1 protein-coding gene is annotated in these 1,499 nt (G+C 68.7%); it reads right to left on the reverse strand.

What is annotated here, in order from left to right; translation table 11 throughout:
• Positions 1-1,434 (reverse strand): ISL3 family transposase (locus tag K7G61_RS35820; RefSeq protein ID WP_225851332.1); only part of this gene is annotated, 1,434 nt, incomplete at its 3' end.
• Between the last annotated feature and the right edge of the window lie 65 nt (positions 1,435-1,499).

Below are 1,499 nucleotides of genomic sequence, written 5' to 3' on the forward strand. Positions count from 1 at the left end.
CTCGGGCAGGTGGCTGGCTTTCACGCTGTCGATCCAGGCCGCGAGCCTGTGACCGGTTCGCGCGTTCATCATCTCGGCGAAGGCCCGGACGTGCTCGGCGGTGGCGTCGAGTTCCGGACAGCGGGCGAGGATGTCCTTGAGCTGCAGTGTCTCGTCTTGAGTGAGGCTGTCGGGATGGCGGGTGATCCAGCCGCTGACGTCCCGGACCGACGGTGGTTTGCGGACCCGGTCGGCGGGCTTGGCTCCAGCACGCAGTGGCTGGAGGTAGTCGCGGACCACTGAGTAGCCACCGCGGAATCCGGCGGCCCTGATCTCTTCGAAGAGCTTCTTGGCACTTGTGCAGCCCTCCTGCCAGCGCTGATGCACGTAGGGCTTGTAGTCGTCGAGGACGCTCGCACGCCCCTGCCACTTGCCCGCGCTCAGCTCCTCGGCGGTGGCGGTACGGGCAAACTTCCTCACGGTGTTGCGGGCCAGGCCGAGCTCGCGGCTGATCTCGCGCAGGGTGAGCCCCTTGTCGATCAGGGCGTGTATCTCCTGGTGCCGGTCGCGGGTGCGGTCAGCGCACCGGTGGGCGGCGCGTTCGGTCTTCGCAGCCTCCGTGATCTTCTCCAGTTCGGCGGCCGCAGCGGCTGAGACTGCGGGGCTGGACTCCGGTTCCGGGGTACGCAAGTGGGTGGAGTGCCTGGTCACGCAGCGGTCCACGGCTTCGGTGAGGTTGTGGAACAGGTGCCAGCGGTCTGCGACTTGCACGGCGTCCGGGGCGCCGAGGCGGGCGCCTTCGGTGTAGCCGCTGGCGCGGTCCCGGCAGATGATCTCGACGCCGGGATGCTCCGACAGCCAGCGGGCCAGGGTCGCCGACTCCCGGTCTGGCAGCAGGTCGATCGGGCGACGGGTTTCGACATCGATCAGCACGGTGCCGTAGACATGGCCCTTGCGCAAGGCGAAGTCGTCGACGCCGAGCACGCGCGGCGTCACGGACGACGGGTCCGGCAGGGCATGGATCAGCCGCAGCAGCGTGGAGCGGCTGACGGCTGCGCTGAGCACGGCGGCCATGCGAGCTCCGGCTCGTCCAGCCAGCATCAGCGCGACCATCTGCAAGACGGCGTTCAGCCGCTGGCTTCGCCGCCCGTGCCGGACGGTGAGCCCGTCGATCTGCTCCACGAACGTCACTCGGGGACACGATGCCGCCGGACAACGGAAGCGCCGGACCTGCAGATACACGACCACTGGCCGGCCGCCCACCGCTGCGTCGGCCAGGCGGCGCTGGTAACAGCTGTGGACCCTCCGCGATCTCGTGCCGCAGGCCGGGCAGGCGGCCTCGCTCGTGCACGCGCGAGCGGTCACGGTGACCGCCCCATCGCTGAGTTCGACATCGTCGACCTGCAGGCCGTCCAGGTCGGCGAACAGGACGTCCTCTACCTCCACATCGCTCACGGCCCTTGATCGTTAGGCATGTGTGGACCCAACCGCAGGGAAGCACCGGAAGTGATCAAAAGAGA

Source organism: Streptomyces sp. HPF1205 (assembly GCF_020400825.1).
Taxonomy (GTDB): Bacteria; Actinomycetota; Actinomycetes; order Streptomycetales; family Streptomycetaceae; genus Actinacidiphila.